General features: G+C 35.2%; 17 protein-coding genes and 1 tRNA gene. 9 read left to right on the forward strand and 9 right to left on the reverse strand.

What is annotated here, in order from left to right; translation table 11 throughout:
• Nucleotides 1-100 precede the first annotated feature (100 nt).
• On the forward strand, nucleotides 101-1,075 hold the full coding sequence (locus Q4493_RS04080) for a serine/threonine protein kinase (protein ID WP_303449616.1): 975 nt from the start codon (nucleotides 101-103) through the stop codon (nucleotides 1,073-1,075).
• 53 nt (nucleotides 1,076-1,128) lie between these two features.
• Nucleotides 1,129-1,779: a thiol:disulfide interchange protein DsbA/DsbL gene (locus Q4493_RS04085; protein ID WP_303449617.1), complete on the forward strand. Its 651-nt coding sequence runs from the start codon at nucleotides 1,129-1,131 to the stop codon at nucleotides 1,777-1,779.
• A gap of 32 nt (nucleotides 1,780-1,811) precedes the next feature.
• On the opposite strand, the gene Q4493_RS04090 is transcribed toward Q4493_RS04085, so the two are convergent.
• From Q4493_RS04090 to Q4493_RS04100, 3 genes are all read right to left on the reverse strand, one after another.
• The gene (locus Q4493_RS04090; protein WP_303449618.1) at nucleotides 1,812-3,920 is read right to left on the reverse strand and encodes an SHOCT domain-containing protein; all 2,109 of its coding nucleotides are present in this window, start codon (nucleotides 3,918-3,920) and stop codon (nucleotides 1,812-1,814) included.
• A 66-nt stretch (nucleotides 3,921-3,986) separates the two neighbouring features.
• Nucleotides 3,987-4,640, reverse strand: coding sequence for a single-stranded DNA-binding protein (locus Q4493_RS04095; protein WP_303449619.1), 654 nt, complete (start codon nucleotides 4,638-4,640; stop codon nucleotides 3,987-3,989).
• Nucleotides 4,641-4,786: 146 nt separating this feature from the next.
• Entirely contained in the window at nucleotides 4,787-5,749 is a 963-nt protein-coding gene (locus Q4493_RS04100) for a PEP-CTERM sorting domain-containing protein (RefSeq protein WP_303449620.1), read from the reverse strand.
• A gap of 225 nt (nucleotides 5,750-5,974) precedes the next feature.
• On the opposite strand from Q4493_RS04100, the gene Q4493_RS04105 reads away from it, so the two are divergent.
• The 6 genes from Q4493_RS04105 to prsR all read left to right on the forward strand — a co-directional run bounded on the left by Q4493_RS04105 (nucleotide 5,975) and on the right by prsR (nucleotide 14,761).
• Nucleotides 5,975-6,901, forward strand: coding sequence for a carbohydrate binding domain-containing protein (locus Q4493_RS04105; RefSeq protein ID WP_303449621.1), 927 nt, complete (start codon nucleotides 5,975-5,977; stop codon nucleotides 6,899-6,901).
• Between the two features lie 152 nt (nucleotides 6,902-7,053).
• Nucleotides 7,054-7,128 (forward strand) — tRNA-Arg (locus Q4493_RS04110).
• Between the two features lie 159 nt (nucleotides 7,129-7,287).
• Nucleotides 7,288-8,283: an efflux RND transporter periplasmic adaptor subunit gene (locus Q4493_RS04115; protein ID WP_303449622.1), complete on the forward strand. Its 996-nt coding sequence runs from the start codon at nucleotides 7,288-7,290 to the stop codon at nucleotides 8,281-8,283.
• A gap of 3 nt (nucleotides 8,284-8,286) precedes the next feature.
• Nucleotides 8,287-11,316: an efflux RND transporter permease subunit gene (locus Q4493_RS04120; protein WP_303449623.1), complete on the forward strand. Its 3,030-nt coding sequence runs from the start codon at nucleotides 8,287-8,289 to the stop codon at nucleotides 11,314-11,316.
• A gap of 24 nt (nucleotides 11,317-11,340) precedes the next feature.
• Nucleotides 11,341-13,377 (forward strand): XrtA/PEP-CTERM system histidine kinase PrsK, encoded by a 2,037-nt coding sequence (gene prsK, locus Q4493_RS04125; protein WP_303449624.1) that lies wholly within the window; start codon nucleotides 11,341-11,343, stop codon nucleotides 13,375-13,377.
• Between the two features lie 25 nt (nucleotides 13,378-13,402).
• Nucleotides 13,403-14,761, forward strand: a complete 1,359-nt coding sequence (gene prsR, locus Q4493_RS04130; RefSeq protein ID WP_303449625.1) for a PEP-CTERM-box response regulator transcription factor — start codon at nucleotides 13,403-13,405, stop codon at nucleotides 14,759-14,761.
• A gap of 94 nt (nucleotides 14,762-14,855) precedes the next feature.
• Here prsR and Q4493_RS04135 read toward each other — a convergent pair whose 3' ends face one another.
• The 6 genes from Q4493_RS04135 to Q4493_RS04160 all read right to left on the reverse strand — a co-directional run bounded on the left by Q4493_RS04135 (nucleotide 14,856) and on the right by Q4493_RS04160 (nucleotide 21,517).
• Nucleotides 14,856-15,548 (reverse strand): hypothetical protein, encoded by a 693-nt coding sequence (locus Q4493_RS04135; RefSeq protein WP_303449626.1) that lies wholly within the window; start codon nucleotides 15,546-15,548, stop codon nucleotides 14,856-14,858.
• 206 nt (nucleotides 15,549-15,754) lie between these two features.
• A complete protein-coding gene (locus tag Q4493_RS04140) occupies nucleotides 15,755-16,792 on the reverse strand; it encodes an XrtA/PEP-CTERM system-associated ATPase (RefSeq protein ID WP_303449627.1) in 1,038 nt (345 codons plus the stop codon).
• 2 nt (nucleotides 16,793-16,794) lie between these two features.
• The gene (locus tag Q4493_RS04145) at nucleotides 16,795-18,390 is read right to left on the reverse strand and encodes a TIGR03016 family PEP-CTERM system-associated outer membrane protein (RefSeq protein WP_303449628.1); all 1,596 of its coding nucleotides are present in this window, start codon (nucleotides 18,388-18,390) and stop codon (nucleotides 16,795-16,797) included.
• Nucleotides 18,353-19,234 (reverse strand): XrtA-associated tyrosine autokinase, encoded by an 882-nt coding sequence (locus Q4493_RS04150; RefSeq protein ID WP_303449629.1) that lies wholly within the window; start codon nucleotides 19,232-19,234, stop codon nucleotides 18,353-18,355. Before Q4493_RS04150 ends, Q4493_RS04145 begins: the two co-directional genes overlap by 38 nt.
• 2 nt (nucleotides 19,235-19,236) lie before the next feature.
• Nucleotides 19,237-20,838: an XrtA system polysaccharide chain length determinant gene (locus Q4493_RS04155; protein ID WP_303449630.1), complete on the reverse strand. Its 1,602-nt coding sequence runs from the start codon at nucleotides 20,836-20,838 to the stop codon at nucleotides 19,237-19,239.
• 43 nt (nucleotides 20,839-20,881) lie between these two features.
• Nucleotides 20,882-21,517, reverse strand: coding sequence for an XrtA/PEP-CTERM system exopolysaccharide export protein (locus Q4493_RS04160; RefSeq protein ID WP_303449631.1), 636 nt, complete (start codon nucleotides 21,515-21,517; stop codon nucleotides 20,882-20,884).
• A 225-nt stretch (nucleotides 21,518-21,742) separates the two neighbouring features.
• Between Q4493_RS04160 and Q4493_RS04165 the strand changes: the two genes are divergently transcribed.
• A complete protein-coding gene (locus Q4493_RS04165) occupies nucleotides 21,743-23,146 on the forward strand; it encodes a TIGR03013 family XrtA/PEP-CTERM system glycosyltransferase (protein WP_303449632.1) in 1,404 nt (467 codons plus the stop codon).
• Nucleotides 23,147-23,148 lie beyond the last annotated feature (2 nt).

The raw sequence follows: 23,148 nt of genomic DNA on the forward strand, positions 1-23,148 counted from the left end.
ATTATTTGAAGTGGTTTTGGCTTTCCGCCTTTTATCAACTCCTGTATCCTAGGGCATCACGTTATTAAATTGTAATAACGACTTTACTCGTTGAGAACTTATGTCCGTATTTGATTTTACCTCGTTATCGCCTGATTTAATTCTTGATGGCATAGAAAGTATCGGCTTGCAGGTTGATAGTGGCTTACTGGCATTAAATAGTTATGAAAATCGTGTTTATCAATTTCATGATGAAGATAAAGTCAAATATGTCACTAAAATTTATCGTCCACAACGTTGGTCAAAAGCCCAAATACAAGAAGAGCACGACTTTGCTTTTGAACTTGCTGACGAAGAGTTACCTATAGTTGCGCCGTTAAAGTTTTCTGGTCAATCATTATTTGAGCATCAAGGTTATTACTTTGCCATTTATCCATGTCGAGGTGGTCGCATATTTGAAGTGGATAATTTAGATCATTTAGAATGGATGGGCAGGTTTATTGGCAGAATACATGCCGTTGCTGGCAAATCTCCTTTTCAAACACGACCAATCTACAGTAAAGAAGAATCTCTGATACAAGCTCGAGACATTATCAAAGCATCTGCTTTTGTCCCGCAATATATTGAAAATGCTTTTTACACGATTTTAGAACAAGTAATTGAGTTGGCGTGTCAGCAATACCAACCAAAAGATGAAATTAGGCTACACGGTGATTGTCATGCAGGCAATATTTTATGGACAGATGACGGTCCTCATTTTGTTGATTTAGACGATTGTCGTATGGGGCCAGCGATTCAAGATTTATGGATGATGTTATCGGGTGACAGACAACAGCAAACCTTGCAACTTGATACCCTGTTAATGGGCTATGAAGAGTTTTATGAATTTGATACAAAACAGTTTGCCTTGATAGAATCTTTGCGTACTATGCGGGTAGTAAATTATATGGCTTGGTTATGCAAACGATGGCAAGATCCGGCGTTTCCGCATAGTTTTCCATGGTTTAATACTCAAAGGTATTGGGAAGAGCAAGTGTTGATGCTGAAAGAGCAAATGTCAGCCTTACAACAACCGCCGCTCACATTAATGCCATAAATCGAAGCAATCATATAAAATTTATCATTAAAAAATTAATAAGGGTTTATTGAATGAACAAGTTATTGAGTCTACTCGTTGTTGCAACGCTATCTTTTTTTACCCATGCCAGTGATTATCAAGAAGGCAAGCATTACGTTAAAGTACACGAGTTACCTGTAGATTCTCCTGAAGTGAGAGAGTATTTTTCTTTTTATTGCGGCCATTGTTATAAATTTGAAGTGATGGCGAAATCTATCAAGAAAAACCTACCTGAGAATGTAACATTTGTTAAAAATCACGTTGATTTCTTACCGGGTGCTTCTCAAAAAATGCAATCGTTATTATCAAGAGCCTTGATCACTGCCCAAGAGTTAAATGTAGCAGAAAGCCAAATAGCGGCTATCTTCAAATACATTCATGTGCATAGAGCAGTATTTACTTCAGTTAAAGATGTACGTAATGTTTTTATTCTCAATGGTATAGACGGCGATAAGTTTGACCAAGTTCTCAACAGCGAAAAAGTGACTAAGAAAGTTGAAGAGATGAAAAACAACCAAGACACTTTAGCTAAAAGTGGCGATTTGAGAAGTGTACCTAGCATTGTTGTTAATGGGAAATATATGGTTGTTGGGCACGGTCATTCTCATGATCATGGTTCGAGTGAAGAAAATGTTGAGCAAGAATATAATGATTTAGTGAAGTATTTGTTGACCTTGAAGTAATCGAATATAGCAACGATTAACCTTGAATGAGGTTAATCGTTTTGGGTGAGATTATTTAATACTTTTGCTTTTGCTTGATTAAACTCTTCTTCGGTGAGTAGTCCTTGTTGCTTAAGCTTGCCTAATTTATCTAACGCATTGATCAGTGATATATCTTTAAGTTCGACGCTTTCATCTACCTCTGCTGTATTATGATCGGTAGGGGTAGTTGATAAACTTTTTGGCTCCTGTGGTTTTGCGTTGTTTGCTCCAGTGACATTGTGGTTTTTATTCAATGATTGAGCATCTGTAGTTTCACTTTTATTCGTTTTATTCATATTGGGCGTATTTGGCACAACAGGTTTTAAAATAATGCGCTCTTCTGTTAATGCAGGGAATATTGTTTGGGATAATAACCAACACCAATCAATTAGCTGTTTACAGATTTCTTCATATTTACCACTTGTAAGTCTTTGATTGCCTTTTCGTAGATAAACACATATAGGGTAAGTGTGTGACGTTTGGTCAGTGAGCACCATTTCTATTTTACGCACTTTATCATCGATCATTTTTCCTCTTTTTTCTGTAGAAAAAGAGAGATTGAGCATTTGTTCTTTTTCGTTTGAAAAACAACTTTGTGCCTCACTGCTATTAAATGAATAGATTAAGTTATTATTGAGGAAGATTTCGCATCGTTTAATCTCGGAAATATTAACTTCGGTGCTTGCTATTTCTTCATGGCGTTTATAAATAGTGAGGTGCTTTTTATTTTCATGAACTTCATATTTTGCAAACTGCTTCCGTAATAATGCTTTCGGTAAGTTAGACTTTTTCATGCGACGCAATATAACTATGCTAGCTATAAATAAAGGTATTAAAATTATCCAAGAAAAATTTACATAATCCTGCTGTGCAGGGGTCTTATTAACCGTTTGTTTTTTGTTTGGATGACTTGATTCTGTGGGTGAATTAACGGTGAAAATGACATTCGATGATTTATCGACAACAAGCAATTCATCATGTTCATCTGTCAGCAAGGCCAACTTACTGCTTTTGGAAAAATCATTATTTTTGATAGTTAGTAGGGTTGAAACTTCAAAAGGATGTTCATTATCTATCGCGATTAATTTCCAGTGGTTATCCCAGGTTAAATAAATAATATTATTTCTAAATTTCGCGAATTTCATACCTCGATAAATAACACTATTACTTTGCTGAGGCAGCGGTGCTTGTATGTAGGTAAGCTCAGTCTTATTTTTACGGAAATCCTCACCGTACTTGATAGTTGCGGCACTAAACGTTTGAGGATTACTCTGCGTAACTAGAAGTTGTTGCTTGCCATCTTTTGACCAATGAATTTCGAAAAGTGACGTTAATCCGGTGGCAATAATTTCATTATTAATATCTTCTGTATTAATGAACGGGTTTCTCTCTGGAATTGAATAGTTTTTTAATCCAAATCGTTTGGGGTTGATTCTAAGAATACTGCCTGAATATAATGCTGAATCAGGTTTATTAGGATCAGCCTTTAATGTGAAGTAGAGATTGCCATAATTATCGTTCCAAGACTTCATATAAGGGTTAAACCCTAGTTGGGTAATGCCATTATCAATTGAAAACGTTGGAATTCTGAGTACTTCTCTTGGTCGGTTTTTAGTCGTTTTAAACGACGTAAATTTATCATTATCAAATTGCCATTCACTAATCACTATTTCAAACTTGTGCTCGTTTTGTTGGTTGTTGTCATGGATTCGTAAGGCGGATTTACTATTATCCGGTGGTTCTATATGTGCCGTATATAAAGTTAAATAACCGTAATCTTGTTGAAGTTTAAAACTTGGATGAAGTGAAATATCATTTAATAAATGTGCTTGAGGGAAGTGCTTCTTTAAATGAATAATTGGTTCTGCGTTAATCTCATTGTCTTTAACTAGGTGAATATTTCCAACATCATCATGTACAAAGTAACTTTGCTTTGTCGAAGGGTTTTTGTTAATTGCTTGCCATTTTATGTTCGACTGATTTTGAAAATGATGATAAACCTTTAAAGATGAATTTAACGCTTCAGCGTGAACTTTTCCTAAAAAAGTTAGCAGAATTATTAGCGTGTAATAGGCCTTGAAGGCGATTTTATTACTAAAATTATAAATTAAATAGTGCATATAAAATGGCTAAAACCTTCTTTGGTTTTATAAATTCCCTAACTAGTCAGTTTTATTATATATACCTTAATTGGTTTTTTGTAAAATAATGTCTTGTGCATCAATCAATTGAGATTTTGTCGCGTCTTTTAAATAACTTAATCTACCATTAATAATTAACTCGTCATCTATCGTGGCATTATCTTTTAAGTAAGCGGCTTGTTTGCCCCAAACATGCACTGTTCGTTCAACGCTAATGCTGCGTAATTCTTGTGTAATGGGTGAAAAACTATAAAAATTTATTGCCAATTGCAGTTCAGCTAATTGTTTGTTGTTTTCTGTGTTTACCAGTTTTATTTCGCTAGATACTTTTCCACTGCACTGTAATTGATTGATCGAACGAGAATAACCTTTTGGGTAACGATGGGCATAGGTCGCGTGAATAATTTCACGGTTGGTTTTCTTACTGTTGACCAAATGGCCTTGTACTAAAATTACATCGCCTTTTTCTGCATGTAATAACGAGCGTTCAACGACATCACCAATCATCTTTATCGTGTGGTAATGCGTCCACTCCTTAAATTGATTTGTTTTTTTATCGAACCACTTTGAATGGGTTGCAACCACAAACTCCGCAATAGCTATGACAGGGTTTATTTGATAACGGATTTCAGGTTTGTTCACTAAATTACCCAATAAGGTGATACTACATAAGTGATTTTGTGGGAGTGATGATGACATTTAGTTTAGTTATTTAATAAATTGAATTGTTTTGAACATTACGTCAGCCTTGTACATTGTTCAAGTGCCTAGAGTTAATTATCGTCACTTATGCGACATAAAAAAACCATCATAAATATGATGGTTTTTTTTCGACATTAATTAGGTTAAATATGTTTTCTTCTGATTGCGATTAGCACTAATGATAATCCAAAAAGTGCAATGGTTGACGGCTCTGGAATCGTTGTCGTTGAATCCCCTATTGGGTCTCTTGCCCAAACAGTCAAATGAGAAAGGCCTGCACTAAAATCACCAGGCTTAACATCAATAGAGCCTGCTAGTGAATATGCAGTTTCAAAATTAAAAGCACCTGGAGCTTCGCTGCCAAAAATTTCATAAAAGTTAAAGTCATAAACTGCCCAACCTTTATCGTCTTGGTTACCTTGCCCGTTTTGGTTGCCACTACCTGCTTTGGTAACAAAAGCTAAATGATCAAATGTCGAGCGATTTAAAACTTGGCCAACTGTTTCAGCAATATCCTTATCTGTAGTTAAAGTCCAATTAATTGAAGAGCAGTCTCCACCTACATTTACACATTCAAAAGTGAATTCTAGTACGTCCGAAATTAATAGCGAGATAGTCTCATCGTAATTGGTAATGGATTTATAAGTCGTAGAATTATTGTCAACATCAAATTTTGCTAAGTTAATCCAACCAGGGTCAGTTGCATTACCATTATTATCGATATCTATTTTGTCACCATCAAACCAAGGGTTAGCTACACCATCAACTAGTCCGTCGATAAATTCGTTACCAGTTAAAGGACCGCCACCATTAAGTAATCCATCTCCCAATTGACCTATATTCAAATGAGGTGTTAAGTGGCTCTCTAGCTGACTGTCATTACCAGCATAAATACCAATACATTCTGAAGCGTTATAAGGGCCGTTTTGTAATAAATTGGCGCCAGTAGAACCGCCGGTATTATTGTTAATATCTAAATCAGATAGTTGAACTGTTGTTAAAGTAGCATTTTGTACATTGCAATCTCCCGTGACAATCAATTGTCCGAAAGAGAAATGAGAAACTAAGAAAAGTGATAAACTTAATAACTTAATAATATTATTCATTTTTTTATCCATATTTAGCTTAGTTGCTAATAATTATAAATATCTATGCATATCAAGTGCCTTTGTGTTAGCTCTTTGTATTTTAACGTAAAAAAATACAAAGAATTATTCTTGGTTATGAGAGTGTAAAAATAACTGACAGAATTGCTAAAACCTATGAAAATGGCGTTTTTTACTGTTCCTGATAAGATCATCATTTATATTCATTATTAAGAAATACTTAATTTGTTAGAGCATCGCCGCATTAATCTTGCATTATTACTAATTATTATCACTTTATTTCTTCTGTTTTTTATCGGGGGGCCTTCTTACTACTCGCCGATTGAAAGTAAATTATTCTGGAATAATGGTCATATCATTTTCTATTGTATGACCAGTTTTATGATCATGAAATATTTGCTTAAACGTTCGTATTCATTATTTTCCGTGATCATTCTGACCTTACTGTACACCTTGATTCTTGGCGTGCTGGTAGAAGTGGTGCAATCCAATCTTAACAGAGAAATGGACTATGCAGATCTGTATCGAAATTTTCTAGGTAGTTTGCTAGGTATTTTGTGCTATCAAGTTTTTAGCCGGCAAAAAAATAAAATAACGATGACAGTGTTAGCATTTATCACAGTGCTTATTGTTATTGAGCAATTTGCACTATTTTCAGTACTTTCACTTAAATATCAACAGTATAAAAAATTACCTATTCTTGCGGACTTTTCGCTAAAAGGTGAAGTAATGTTTTGGTCTGAGGGGGAGTTAATGACGAATGAGAGCGAAAATCATCGGCAATCATTGAAATTTACCTTGGCAACCGGTGAAAAATATTCTGGCTTTACTTTTAATGAAGTTTATCAAGATTGGCGCAATTATCGTTTTATTGAATTTCACCTACGCAGTGAATCCCAAAAAGCAGAAAAGCTGTGTATTAAAATCACAGACTTAAGTCATGACGAGGGTAGTCATGAATATAGTGATCGTTTTAATTATTGCTCTACTTTGGCATACGGTAAGAATGTTATTGAAATCCCACTCGACAAGATTCGCAATGCGCCGAAGACACGAACATTGAATCTAGCCGAAATTAGCCGAATAGGCTTTTTTATGATTGATTTAACAGAAGAAAAAACACTTTATATCGATAAGATAACCCTAAAATAAAGCGGTTAGTTAAGGTGAAATTCATTGAAGCAACAAATAATGGCGAGAAGTTAAGAATTGAAAACGATGTTTTTCACATTTTTCATGAAATTTTATTGGCTACTACTAGTAAAGAGACAGTGATTTGACTAGAATCGCAACCTCTTAATGCAGCTCTCGTGGTGAAGTGGATATCACGTGGACCTCCGGAGTCTAAGTCGCAGGTTCGATTCCTGCCGAGAGCGCCATTAACGACTACTTCTTACTTAAATATATTGAATATTCATTCAAAGCTTTGTCCCACAATTGAAACACATTGAAAAAAATGTACATTTAATCCATACAATATTAAAGTAGAGCCTATAATAATGTTAGTTACATCAACAAGGTAGTTTCATTGTAATTATATGAAATCAATATTTACTTATATATTCATCGCAAGTGTTTTTCTTAGCCAGATGGTGACTGCTCAAAATTATGAGCTTGCACAAGTTTCGGTTACTCCTTTTGAAAAATCAGTTAAGCGAGCAGGAAAAGTTGCGTTTAAACGGACAATAAAATTGTCTTTTAAAAGCAGTGGTTATTTAAAAACGCTTTCTGTAGACGAAGGGGATTTCTTTTCAGCTAACCGATTACTTGCTTCTTTAAATACGGAAGAACTCATCGCAGAAAAAAACTCTCGTTACGCACAATTATTGCAAGCTAAGCGAGAAGTCAATCGTACGAAAAAATTACTGGCGCAAGAATTAAGCTCTGAGCAGGCGTTAGAATTAGCACAAACCAATGTTGAAACCACGCGTGAAGCTTATCAAGTTTCCTACTACAACCTTGAAAAAGCTGAAATTTACGCCCCTTTTGATGGCGTTGTTTTAGCAAGATACACTGAATTAGCTGAATTTCAGGCTCCTGGTCAAGAAGTATTAGAAGTCGCGGCGATTAATAAAAATTTAGTGGTAAAAGTAAAACTAACCGATAAAGAAATCAGCTTTGTTAAATTAGGCCAAAAGGTCGCTGTCGATTTGCCGAATATTGGCCGAGTTAACGGAGTGATTTCAAAAATACCAGTTACCAGTAATGCCGAAGGCGCTTTATATTTAATTGAAGTGTTACTTGAAGATATTCAAGCGGGGCAAGGCGTAGTGGCAGGTCAATTAGCGCAAGTTACTATTCATTTTGCCACTGAAAATTCAGTATATCAGGTGCCAATTAGTGCTCTAATCGAAATCGATGAACAAGGCTCTGCAGTGTTGTTTACTAAAGCGAGCAGTGGAAAGTTAATGCGTCAATCGTTTGATGTGTTAAATATTGATACACAATCAATATATTTACGTGCGCAAAGTCATAATGATGCAATTGAGTTTGTAGTGAATGGTTGGCAACAACTGAACATAAGTGAGTTATAACGCATGAAGTTAGCGCGCTCCGCGATTAAAAATGCCCAATTTACGCTGACGATTGTTATTTTAATGGTGCTAGTAGGAATTGTCTCTTACTTCACTATGCCTCGTTCAGAAGATCCTCAATTTGATATCCCAATCACCTTAATCGAAGTTATTTATCCCGGCGCCTCTTCTCATGATATTGAAACTTCTATTATTACCCCTTTAGAGCAAGAATTCTCTAATATTGAAGGGATCAAACGTATTGAAGCGCAAATTAAAAATGATGGCGCCAGAATAGAAATTAAATTTTTATATGGCAGCGATCCGCAAACAGCCTTTAATGAAATTAAACAAGCGCTTGCATCCATAGAGCCAAATCTACCTGATGGTGTACAAGATATTTTAGTACTTAAGGCAACCCCGACAAGTGTTGCTGTGGCTCAGCTCGCGTTATGGACTGAACCTACCGATTATAAAACCATGGAGTTTTATGCCAAAAAGTTAGAGAAAAGATTAGAAGCGATCTCTAGCGTTAAAAAAGCAGATATTTGGGGTTACCCTCAACAAGTTGTCGCTATTGACCTTAATCTGGATTTATTACAGCACTACGGCATTACCGTTAATTCTGTGAATCAAATCTTACAAAGACGAGCGTTAAATATCACGCCGGGCTTTGTTGATGCTAGTACCCGTCGCTTTAACGTTAAAGCCAGTGGTAACTTTCAGGAAATTGAGCAATTAAAAGAAACAGTGGTTTATGCCAATGATGCGTTGGTGATCAAATTAAAAGATATTGCCAGCATTGCGTTTTCTGATGGCAAGCCCTCTTATTTGGCTTATTTTAATGAACATCCCGTCATTTTTATCACGCTTGAGCAACGCAAAGGCACAAATATTTTTGATTTAACGAACCAATTAAACGCAGAAGTTGCTGATTTTAAAAAGCAATTACCTGAGCAAATCAAATTAGATGTGTTATTTGAACAAGCGGAAAGTGTAGAAACAAGAGTAAATGGTTTTTTTAATAATTTGTGGCAAGGCCTTATTTTAGTCGGCGTTATGTCATTATTATTTTTAGGGCTGCGTGAAGCGCTAGTGGTTATTGCGGTAATTCCTTTATCTTTTTTAATCGCCATTGGTTGGTTAGATTTTGCGGGTTTTGGCTTGCAGCAAATGTCGATTGTCGGCTTAATTATTGCCCTTGGGTTATTGGTTGATAACGCTATTGTGGTGACAGAAAGTATCCATCGAGAGAAAGGCAAGTTTGCTAGTTTAAAAGAAGCTGCAGCTTCAGGTACTAGTAAAGTAGGTTGGGCAATCACAAGTGGTACGGTAACGACCTTATTCGCCTTTCTTCCAATGTTAATGATTGCTTCAGACACGGGTGATTTTATTCGTTCAATGCCGGTAACGGTTGTCTTTGTTTTATTAGCTTCATTGATATTAGCTTTAGCTTTTACGCCATTACTTGCGAGTAAGTTGTTTACAGTTAAACCTAGTAAAATTAAAACATTACAACACTACGTTAATCAATTTGCTGGCAATAGTTATCTTCGTTTTTTAAAAGTATTAATGAATCGAAAAATGATTGTCGTGATGGTTTTTGTTGCAGCACTTGTTTTTATGTTTTCACTGTTTGGTAAAGTCGGCTTAAGTTTATTTCCAAAAGCTGAAAAACCAATGATTTTGATTGATGTTGAAGCTCCTGCTAACTCATCACTTAATTATACAAACCAAGTAATGCAAGACATTGCTAAAAGCTTGAAAAAGTATTCATTGATTAAAGAAGTCGCGCTAAATGTTGGTAACTCAAACCCAAGAATTTACTACAATGAAATTCCCAAACGTGGAGTTGCACATTACGGCCAACTATTAATTGTGTTAAATGAGTTTGATGAGCAGAAATCTACGGATTTAGTCACCGCGCTTAGAAAAGATTTTTCAACTTGGCACCAAGCCCACATCACCATTAAAGAGTTTACTCAGGGTCCTGTTACTGATAAGCCTATAACAGTACGCTTGATGAGCGAATCACTCAGTGATTTAGAACAAGTTTCAAATGATCTTGAGCAGCAGATGATGAAAATCAACGGGGTGATTAATATTGAAAACCCTATTGGTCAAGCAAACAGTGAAGTGGCACTTGAAATTGATTATGAAAAAGCAGGTATGAACGGCATTGACATTAATCAATTAGACTTGACGTTGCAGACTGTTTTAACCGGTAGTTATGTCGGTAATTTTAGTGATAAAAATGGTGAAAGTTATCCGATTGTCGTGCGAGGGAAAAAGGCTGATTTAGATATTTTTGATGATATTTATATTGCCAATAATGCCGGTAAGTTGGTGCCGTTGAATCAAGTGGTTTCACTTAAGCTTGCTAAAGGGCATACCGAGTTTTTCCATTACCAAAAACAACGAATGGCGAAAGTGTCTGCTGATGCTGATAAAGGCTATTCTGTTACGGCTTTAACGGAACAAATTGTTACTTATTTAGATAATTATCAATTTCCACAAGGTATGTATTACACGCTTGGCGGCGAAGAAGAATCGCGACAAGAGAATTTTGCTGGTTTATCGCAAATTATGATCATCACAGCCGTAGGTATTTTTGCGGTATTGGTGTTGCAGTTTAGATCGTTTATGCAGCCTTTAGTTATTTTTACTTCTATTCCATTTGCTATTGCCGGCTCGGTAATTGGTTTATATCTCTTTAACTTATCTTTTTCGATGATGGCGTTTATTGGCCTGATTAGCTTGTTTGGCATTGTTGTTAATAACGCGATTATTTTAATTGATACTGCCAATCACAATTTTTCAGAATGTAAAGATATGCGGTTATCAATCTTAAATGCCAGTAAAACGCGTTTTACTCCTATCTTATTAACCACATTAACCACGATAGGTGGTTTGTTGCCATTAACATTACTCGGTGGTGGTTTATGGCAGCCGTTAGGAGTGGTTATCATTTCAGGGCTTTGCGTTTCTGCTATCGCAAGTTTTGTTTTAGTGCCTGTGTTAACAGAGCTATTTTCTCGTTCAAAAACGCAGTAATTGGTAAAAGGGAAGTAAGCACTTATGGAATTTGTAGGACAAATTGGCTTTTCTTTAAGTTTTATTGCTTACCTTGTTTTTACCTTATTGATAGTAGCGGCAAGAAATAAATCAGTTTTAGCAAAATGGACCATAGTTTCAGCATTAAGTACCACATTTGCTAGCGGTTTATCATTTCTACAAATCAAAATGGGCTTTAGTTTACAATGGGTAATGCTAGCCGACGGCTTTAAAATAGCTTGCTGGTCGGTCATGGTGCTTATCTGTAATACAGAACTAACATCCGTGCGGAAGCTGTTTTCAAATTATCATATTCGTCAATATGTTGTGATCAGTACACTGTTGATGGTTTCTTGCTGGGTAGCTACTTACTTTTTAAATTTCTCTTATGAATATTTATTTTTACTGTTCATCGTTTTAAATCTTTGGATTTTGGTGTTAATTGAGCAGCTTTATCGAAGTGCCGATGATCAAATTCGTTGGGCTATTTGGCCTTTAATTATTGCGCTAGCTAGTGTGTCAATTTTTGACTTTGTACTTTACGCTCAAGCGACAATGGTGGGCGGTATAGACTTCAACTTTTGGTACAGCAGGGGCTTTATCGCACTCGCCATTGTGCCATTATTGTTAATTAGCACACGTCGTGTGAAAAACGGCTCTGTGCGAATTTTTGTATCACGCCAAGTGGTTTTTTATAGCTCCATCTTAATGATTGCAGGCATTTACTTATTGGTGATGGCACTTGCAGGTTATGTCATTAATTATATTGGTGGTGAGTGGGGCAGTTTTGTCAGTATAGGCTTTTTAATTTTTAGCGGTATTGTATTAGTTACCTTATTAATTACAGACACTTTACGTAAAAAATTGAAAGTGTTTATAGCAAAAAACTTTTTTGCAAATCGATATGAATACCGCGATGAATGGTTAGATTTAATCGAAAAAATAGAAACCACTAGTGCTGAAAGTTATTATCAAATGGCGACACAAATTATGATGTCAAAACTCGGTGCAACGGGTGGAGCCATCATTAAAAAACGCAGTGAAATGCAGTTTGACGTAAAATACTCTAAAAGCTTAGCTTTATCTGAAGCGTTTGATTTGCAACTAACCTTGATTAGTCAATTTTGTCAAAATAAGGGTTGGATTATTGATGTTGATGAATATGAATTAACACCTTCAATGTATCCAGAACTTAATTTAGATATTGATTTATGTCGTAGCTTTAATATTGAAACTATAGTGCCTATTTTTATCGGTAAAGCGTTTTACGGCTTATTTGTTGTTGGTGATATTACAGAAAAAAAACAGCTTAACTGGGAAGATAGAGATTTGCTTTTTGCCGTATCAAAACAGTTAGGTAATTTTATCTCATTACATGAAGCGAACGACGAACTGGCTGAATCAAAACAGTTTGATGCGTTTAATCGGATGTCGGCGTTTCTAGTTCACGATTTAAAAAATGTGCAAGCGCAACTTGCTTTAATTACCACTAATGCTGAAAAACATCGCGATAACCCAGAGTTTATTGATGATGTTTTTGAAACCGTAGAATCCGCGACAGACAGATTAGCTAAAGTATTAACACAATTGCGAAATAAACAAGTCGCGCAATCAAAGAAAAAAGAAACAGACATTGCTGAGTTAGTAAATAAAGTTGTTGAGCAGCGAAATGTAATTAAACCTAAAGTGCAAATTGAAAAACTACAACCTTGTTTAATCGAAGTTGATAAAGATACTTTGTATTCTGTGCTAAACCATCTTATTCAAAATGCACAAGAAGCGACAAATGAAGACGGATGGGTTAAAGTAAATGTGCTTGCCAATGCTGATATCATTCAAGTTACCATAGAAGATAACGGCAGTGGTATGTCTGCTGAATTTATTAAAACCCGCTTATTTAAACCTTTTGACACGACAAAAGGTAATGCTGGTATGGGCATTGGCGTTTACGAAGCAAAACAATTTATTGAAAGTATTGCCGGAACTATTAAAGTGACAAGTAGAGAAGAGCATGGCTCTATATTTGATATCCGTTTACCGATAAAACCTCAGTATCAATAATAATGTATGAAAGGATTTTAAATTAATGGAAAAGTTACTCATTGTAGATGACGATAAAGGTATCCAAAAACAATTAAAATGGAGTTTATCTGATTATGAGGCCGTTTTAGCAGCAGACAGAGAAAGTGCAATTGCTGCCGTTCGTCGCCATGAGCCTAAAGTGGTGACTTTAGATTTAGGTTTACCACCTGACTCAGCCAATGCCTCTGAAGGCTTAGCCGCACTTGAAGAAATTCTGAAAATATCTCCTCATACTAAAGTCATTGTTATCACCGGTAATGATGATCGAACCAATGCCTTAAAAGCTATTTCTTTAGGCGCTTACGACTTTTACCAAAAGCCAATTGATTCAGAAGTGATTAACGTTATTGTTGCTCGAGCGTTTAGTGTTGCGGCTATCGAACAAGAAAACCGTCAAATGCGTACAGTTGGTGGAAATGATATTGGCATTATCGGTAACAGTGAAACGATAGAGCGTTGTCGTATGATGGTAAAACGCATTGCGCCTACTCAAATAACCGCCTTGTTATTAGGAGAAAGTGGTACCGGTAAAGAAGTGACCGCCAATGCGATACATATTGCCAGTGATCGTAGTAAAAAACCTTTTATCGCCATTAATTGTGCGTCAATTCCGGAAACATTGTTAGAAAGTGAGTTATTCGGCTTTGAAAAAGGCGCTTTTACTGGTGCGGTTCGCACGACAAAAGGTAAAATTGAATGCGCCGAAGGTGGAACGTTATTTCTTGATGAAATTGGAGATATGCCATTTAACCTACAAGCTAAATTATTGCGTTTTCTTCAAGAGAAAAAAATTGAGCGTTTAGGGGGTAGACAAGAAATTGAAGTGGATGTTCGAGTGGTTTGTGCGACTAATCAAAATCTTGAAGAAATGGTCGCCAATAAAGAATTTCGTGAAGACTTATTTTATCGAGTTAGTGAAATTACCTTAAATATACCGCCGTTAAGAGAACGAGAAGAAGATGTGCTTATTTTGGCGCAATTCTTTTTACAGCGCTATGCGCTTGAATATAAAAGCAATGTTAAAAGCTTCTCTGAAGATGGCTTATGTGCAATTAAGGCGCATAAATGGCCTGGTAATATACGTGAGTTACAAAACAAAGTGAAAAGCTCTGTAATCATGTCTACGGGCACGCAAGTAACTGCGATGGATTTAGGTTTTTTTGATCATGAAGATAATAACTTAGAGCTTAATTTAAACCTGCGTCAAGTACGAGAACAAGCGGAATCTATTGCTATTCAAAAAGCCTATGCCTTGTCAGAAGGTAATATGTCCAAATGTTCAAATTTACTCGGCATCACCAGACCGACACTTTACACCTTGATTGAAAAATATGGCTTGGCGATTAATTCAGAAAAAGATTAAACAAGAGTATTAAAAACCATTAACAGAACAAGGAAGTAAAAATTCTTTGTTCTGTTAAATAATAACTAAATATACTAAGGAGTTTGTGGAATTATTAAACTTCTTTAGTGGCAGAAGTTAATGATATGTTTAATGATTTTTTCTTAATTAAAATATATTCTAACAGTGTATAAATAAATAAAGCTACTCCAAGCATCTCTAAAAGTTCTTCGAAAGTATAAAATATTGCGTATAAAAGTCCTCTATTTCCATTTTGCTCCGCTTGCCAACCACCGAGCATTTCAAACCCTATTGCACCTAACACAAACGTACTACCCGATAAAATAAATAACCACATAATCCTTTTTGGTAGTACTAATAAAAACTTAAGGTATGAAACTGCAAAGGCAATTAAAGCTAAACCATAAGGAATAACCCAGGCAAAATAAAACAACCCTGTGGCATCTACTGTGTTTTTAATCGGAGTATTTAACTTTTCGTGAATAGAAGATATTTCATCAATAGATAAAAATAAAAAGATAAACGATAAAATTCCCCATAAGATAAAAGGTAAGTTTTCATTTTTTTGAATACTAGTAATAAAGAGCAATAATAAACTAGCGATAATTAAAGCAATAGAAGAGTAAAATGTTGGAATGTTTTTTTCAGTATTAAAATCGAATAAACCAATGATGCCAAAAACATAATCGTGATCAAAAACAAACCTAGAAACTAAGCCTAGAATATTAGCGCATAGCAATATAGCAATAATACTGAGAAAGATTGTTAAGATTTTTTTTGGTGTCAAACTTATGGTCATATATAGCTCCAGTTGGCGGTGATTTCAGTATTATTATTATTTTATGAAAAGCAATGTTAGTGCTGTATGTTAGAATTTGATTCGCTTAAATGAAATTTTACACACCATATTGAAAAATAGGATTTATGACTTGCTATCAAACCTATCTTTTATATAACCCTAAATATTTTCAAATCAACATTAACAGCGCAATGTTATTTTTCGATCTGTTCTTCAGCGTATAGCTTACTTTTATGTTTCAATAATTTATCAACATAACGAGCCATTTTTACTTTTTGCTTAATGGAAGATTCAAGAATTTCTTCGACGTCTCTTAAGACTTCTTTGATGTGTTCAACATTCTCGGTTGAATTAACCACCACTTGTTGATTCGTTTTACTAGGCTCTTGACTGGCTAATTCTGAAGAATTTAAAGAGCCTGTTAATTCAATTTCCATTTCTTCAGCAACTGTCATAATAGTTTCTGAATTGATAACATCTAATTCTTCTAAAAAACCAAATAATAATAAGCGGTCAACAAAGATATTGATTTTACGTGGTACACCTAAGGTTTTTTCGTGAATAAGCTCAAAGGCATTTTCTGAAAACAGTTCATCTTTGTCACAACCTGCTTGGTGTATACGGTGAATAATATATTCTTTTACTTCCGCGACACTCAGTGGTTTTAAATGAGCAGAAGCGATTATACGTTGCCTAAATTGCTCCATATTCGGTGCTTGAATAATCGGCTTTAATTCTTCTTGGCCAAGTAAAAAACTTTGAATCAACGGTTTGTTTTCTAATTGAAAATTAGACAACATGCGTAATTCTTCAACGGTTTCAGACGGTAAGTTTTGTGCTTCATCGACAATTAATAAAGCACGTTTACCTTGTTGATTCAGCTGAATAAGGAATTTTTCAATAGCTTGTAATAAGTCAGCTTTGCTGTCGCCTTTAGATTCAATATTAAATTCAGAAACAACCAGCGCTAACAATTCTTGAGGGTCAAGTTTGGTTGTTACCAACTGGGCTGCAACAATACTTTCATCACCTAATTGACTTAACAAATTACGGGCGATCGTAGTTTTACCAGTACCAATTGGGCCAGTTATAACGATAAATCCTTCACCTTGATCTAAGCCATATTGAAGATAAGAAAGCGCGCGCTGATGATGATCAGAAGCGAAAAAGAAGCGCGGATCTGGGCTTAGTTGAAATGGCTTTTCCGTAAAACCATAATAATTTTCATACATAATTAAAAATCTTTTGTAATTTTGAAGGTCACTCGACCTTCTTCGTAATTAAATTCTCGTGCTTGCGAGCTTCGATTTAAATGCGCTAAGCCAAAATTTAAGTGAAGTTTACTGCTTAATGATTTTTGATAACCAATTGAAATAGCTCTATATCTATCTTGTCTATAAGTTTCAGTTTCAATGCTAAATTGGTTGTAATTATAGGTAACATTCAAATTCAGATTAGAACGACCACTGACTTTTCTCGTGATATCAAATCCTAAAGTGTCTCTTTGATCGGCTATATTCGTATCTAAGTTTTCTATGTTTAATGAAGTTACGCTAAAGTTAAACGTTGTCCTAGGTAACGTTAAGACAGTACTCCAAGATAACGATTTATTTAAAGTGTAGGAACTACCTTCAACCAATTCGTAATCAACTAAATTAATCAGGTCAAAATTGTCAAAATTGATTTCAGTATTATCAGAGCTGAAACAATTATTTAAATCTATGGTATCACCTCTAGGACAAAAAAAGCTCCCTAAAGGAATAACGTTGTAATTATTTCGCGAAAAGCTTTCAACAGTTTCTTGGTAACTAATGCTATTTGAAAGACGTTTATTGGCGTGAGAGAGACTTAATCCATAACTATCACCGTAAAAACGTTGTGAAAGATTTGCTTTTACCGTGGTTCTAGTCGTCGGTTGCCAATCAATATTTGCAGCAATATATTTCTCTTGTTCTTTTCCATCAAGATCTAAAGTATTGCCAATAGGGTTGTTATAAGAGATATCGAATTGTAAGCGTGGAGAAATATTCCATCTTACCCCTATACCGTATGAGTTGGACTCTGTCGATTGACCTCGATTGAGTGAGCCTTTATTGTCTTCATCGTAATACCTTAAAAAAGGATTAATTTTCCAGTCGGTAATCAACCCTAACTTGACCTCTCCTCGATAGAGTCTGCTCGTACTATCACCATTTTTAAGGTCATAATAATTTCCGTCAATATCCCAAAATACGATTTTAGCTTGTCTGCCATTCTTCATTAGTACAGAAGAATAAAAACCTTTTTGATTACCAATACCATCTTCTACTTCTATTAAGCTATACATTAAAGAAGAATTTATTAGGAAATCACTATTATTTACATTATAAGTAAATCCACTCGAGTAGGACTCTTTGCGTATAGTGTCAGAAAATATAATATTTGCTAATGAGTTTTGTGCTTCATTTTGAACTTGGTTCTCAACTTTTGCACTACCAACTAAAGCTAAACCTTGCTCGCCCATTTTCAGTGCGAAATTGCTACCTAGTGTATGGTAATCATCATCTAAATCATGGTCATGAGAATAAGTGGCGTAAACACTATTAGAATGAAAATCAAACGTTAAAAGTTGTGACTCATATGATGTACTTAAATTTATACCTGTTTGGCTTACCAGACTGGAGACTTTATCAGTATCTGTTAGTTCGATGTTGTCAGAAAAAGTCTCGTCCAATAATAAACTTGGGTTGAACTGCCATTCGCCAGCACTCACAACATGTGAAAAAACTGAGGCAATGCAAAAAGTTGCTATTTTAGTCTTTTTCGCCGTATCCATAGCCATAATAGCCATACAAGTCCTCATGAGATTTTATTGCTTTATTTAACACAATACCAATGGCTAAATCTTCACTCAATGGTTCGGTTGCCGTCTTGATGCTATCAATAGTCGTTTTAGACTCTTCAACCACCACTAGTGCTTGGCCTACTAAATTTGCTAATACTAAGGTTTCAGTCACACCAATCAGCGGAGGGCTATCAAAAATAACAACACGATCTGGATAGCGATTCGCTAATTCAAAGGCTAACTTCGCCATTTTTTCACTGGCCAATAATTCATTCGATAAATGGTGAGGCTTCCCAGCTGGAATTAACTTTAGCTTTTCGATATTTGTATCGTACATAATATCGCTAACTTGTTTTTCTGAATCTAATAAATATTCAATTAAACCATCAGGCTCATCAATTCCTAACTCTCTATTTAAGCTAGGTCTTAATACATCTGAATCGATAAGTAGTACGGTTTTATCTTGCTCTAAAGCAATACTTAACGCCAAATTAATAGAAACGAACGTTTTACCTTCATTTGGCTTGGCACTACTTACCATGATTAAATTTGGATTAGACAGCGTTTTTGCTGCAGCGCCAAAGGCATTATTGAGTAATTTTCGTTTAATTTGGCGAAACTCATCTTTGATATTTTTTCGTTCACCATTGTTAATTAAATAACCACGTTCAGCTAAGCTTTCCTTATCTATAATGAGGGTACGATCTAAACCAGAGGTTACAACTTTCGTAGCTTCTACACTGCTAGTTTCAGCGTTGTTAGACTGAGTTGCCGCTATTTCATTTTCTACTTGATTAGATTTGTCTTGGCTTACTTTCTGTTTAGCTAATGCTTTTTCAATAGTACTCATAATTAAAGCATTCCTTTAAATGGCGCTAAAAACTTTTCAGGATTATTTGAATATACGATAAAACAAACAAGTAAAGTAATTAGAAGTGTATTTGAAATAATAAAAATTAGTCTTTTTCTTTTATGCCATTGCTGCAAACCAAGATTTTCAGTGGCAGAAATTACCCCAAAAACAGGAATGCCCGTTTCTTTAGTTACTTGGTTTCTAGACGTGACAACCGGGTTTATTTGGCTAATCAATAAAGATAAACCTATGCCCGCACCAAAACCTAAGAAAGTAACTCCTAAAGTAAGTAGCAATCTTTTCGGCCCTATTGGTGCTGTCGGTGTTCTAGGAGGGTCAATCACCCGAAAGTTTATATTTGATGTGTTTTTATCAGCTTGTTGAGCAATTTGAGCGGTTTCATTTCTACTTAAGAGTGCTTCATATTTTGCTTTAGTAATATTGTACCCTCTATTAAGTGCCGTTAGTTCAGCTTCAATTTCTGGGATGATATGAATTTTATTTTCTAATAACTCTACTCGTTTACTGTAATTACTCACTCTAACTCTTAAAGAGGCAGCTTGAGCATTCAGTTCGTTAACTCTTATTCTCATTTCTTGATAAACAGGGTTAGAATTTAAAGCACTTAAATTATTACCACTACCATCGTTATTCTTACTTAGCGATTCATAGTAAGCGTCTAATTCCGCTTTTCTTGAATCATATAAACTCGCTAACAAACGTTGAGCTTCCGTAACATCAGGATGTTTTTCTGTAAATCGTAATAATAAACTATCTAAGTTTGCTTCAAGTACTTTAATACGTTCATCAAAAGAAGAAGAAACAGTGGAGTTTTCACTAATAATATCACTGCCGTTCTGTGCATTTTGTGCACTTAAATTTAGCTGTTTTTGGGATTGAGCAATACTATTTTCGACTTCCTCTAATTCTAACTGTGCTTGGCTCAGATTTGCCTTTTCTTTTTGCAATTGATTATAGTAACCACCAGATTCATTAGGCAGAACATCACGATATTTTTGTTTGAATTCAGTTAAGCGAGCTTCATCGGTTGTTAAACGGTTTTCATATTCTCTGATTTGTGAAAGTAGAAATTTTTGAGCACTGTCGGCATCTGTTCTATTATCGCCGAGCGTATTTTCGATAAAAACAGTCAGCACTGAATTAACAACGGCTCTTGCGACTTCTGGGTCGTGATCTTCAAACGAAATAATAAAGATATTATCTTTACGAGAGGTTCTGTTAATAATTATATTATTTCGTAATCGAGAAATTAGCGCTTCATATTGCGCAGGTGTAGTTGCATGAACATCTAAATCTGTCATACGAGTAATACGCTCTAAATTGGTTCTATTGAGTAGCGTATTGACCATAGTCGTTATTTGACTTTCTGAATTTTGTTCAACCGTAAGCCCCTTTAATAAAGGTCCTAAAATAGATTGCGTATCAGCAAATACTCGAGCATTTGCTTCATATACGTCATCCATTTGTGATATAGCGTACCAACCTATTGGACATATTAACCAACTCATTATGATGATATAGCGGCGCTTTATCCATATAGCTTTTAAGTAATCGATTACTTGTTCAATTAAATCTTGCATTCCTGACCTCTATAACAGGTTAAACAATTATACATTTTTAGCCTTAAAACCACGTTTCAGGAATAACGATAATATCGCCAGGTAACATATCAACATTTGCATTTATTTCACCGTTGCGAATTAAATCGTCGATGTAAACTTCATACTGTTTTTGTTCGCCGTTTTCAATTCTAACTAAAATAGCACCATTACCATTGGCAAATTCTGTTAAGCCGCCTACTTGAATCATGACATCAAGCAAGGTCATGTTTTGAGTATAATTAATTGATCTTGGCTGTGCTGCTTCACCAACCACTCGTATTTGCTCACTAAAAGGTCCAACGAAACTATTAACCGTAACAGTAACCACTGGATCTCTTAAATAGGTTGATAATATTTCTTCGATGGCTCTTGCTAATTCTGTGGGCGTTTTACCAGATACTTGGATATCTTCAACTAATGAGGTAGTAATCATGCCGTCTGGTCTTACGACAAAAGTGCCTGATACTTCAGGGTTACGCCAAACAAAAATATTTAATGTATCTCCCGCACCTATAAGATATTTATAGCTATTTATATCTACTGTGTTTGATTGGTGTATTGTTGCCGGTGGAAGTGTTGGAGTACTACAACCAGCTAAAATGTACATTAAAACTAAAGAAATAGTGATTCTGACTTTATTAATTAAGTGGTTTTCCATGGCTTCAACCTTCAGTTGTTATTGACTTAAATATTTAATAAACGAATAGATTCTATTAGATTTTTCTAATTGATGCACTTAATTTAATTACTGTTAAAAAAATATTATGTTTGTTACTATTTATCGGCGCATTTTTGCGGTTTGCTCAGCTTTAATAATTAACATCTCTCAGTAATTATTATTTTTGTTTATTTGTGATCGTTTGTAAGGGAATCTACACTTTTTATGTCTAGCCCAAAATTTCGTGACTTGTCTTCAGGAAGTAAGTCATTAGTTATTATCGAATTGTTACTTTTAGTCAGTGCTTTTTTTATTGTCTTTTACGGTAATAGCTTTTTAGGCCTCATTGAACATACGGTAATACCTTCCAATATTCTCTTTGTATATTCATTTGTGTTTGCTTTGATAATTCAATTATCATCATTGGCTCTCGGCTTATATAATTCTAAGCTTCGAGAAAGTTACCGAGGTTTAATTAGACGAATATTGATGGCGGTTGCTATCGGTTTCTTCATCGTTTCATTGATCAATCCTTTTTATACTATTAATTCCTTACCCATTGAATTGCTTGCCTCTGCGGGACTGACGAGTTTCTTCCTCTTAAGTATTTTCCGATATTTTACCTTGAAGTTAGATGTTTTTGGCTTAAACAAAAGAAAGGTGTTGGTATTAGGTGCTGGTGATCGAGCCTCTATTATTGAAAAACGCATGAGACGTGGCGTTGATAGACAAGGTTTCATTATGCATGGTTTTATTGTGATGGAAGGTGATGCAGATAATGGCATTGTTAATGAAAATAAAATTGAGATAGACGGCTCTTTGGTAAATTATGCGTTAGAGCATGATATTGATGAAATTGTGGTTGCCAGTGATGAACGCCGTAACAATTTACCTGTTGATGAATTATTTGCCTGTAAAATTCGTGGCGTTGAAATCACTGAAATTTTAGATTTTATTGAAAGAGAAACAGGGCAAATTGCCGTTAATTTGATTTACCCAAGTTGGGTGATTTATTCAAATGGCTTCGCTTCATCTAATCATCTGCGAAACACGTTAGATTGGGTGTTTAATGCCTGTATTGCTTTCTTCTTATTTTTAATTACCTGGCCGGTGATGTTAATTACCGCCATTCTTATAAAATTAGATGAAGGATTAAAAGCGCCTATTTTTTATTTACAAGAAAGGGTGGGGCTTGATGGTCAAGCATTTAATATTTATAAATTTAGAAGTATGCGCATTGATGCTGAAAAAAATGGCGCGCAGATGGCTTCGGAAAATGATGACCGAACAACAAAAATAGGTAAGTTCATTCGTAAATATCGTGTTGATGAATTACCCCAAATTTATAATGTGATGCGCGGCGATATGGGATTTGTTGGTCCACGTCCTGAACGTCCGCAATTTGTGCAGCAATTAATAAAAACCATTCCTTATTATAACGAGCGACATAACGTTAAACCGGGCTTAACAGGATGGGCGCAGCTTAAATACCCTTATGGATCAACGGAAGAAGACTCGTTAGAAAAATTAAAATATGATCTTTATTACATTAAGCATCGAAGCTTTATGCTTGATTTGCTTATTTTAATTCGAACCGTTGAAATCGTATTATTTGGTAAAGGGCGATAAAC

The sequence above is a fragment of the Colwellia sp. 1_MG-2023 genome (assembly GCF_030546755.1).
Lineage (GTDB): Bacteria > Pseudomonadota > Gammaproteobacteria > Enterobacterales > Alteromonadaceae > Thalassotalea_H.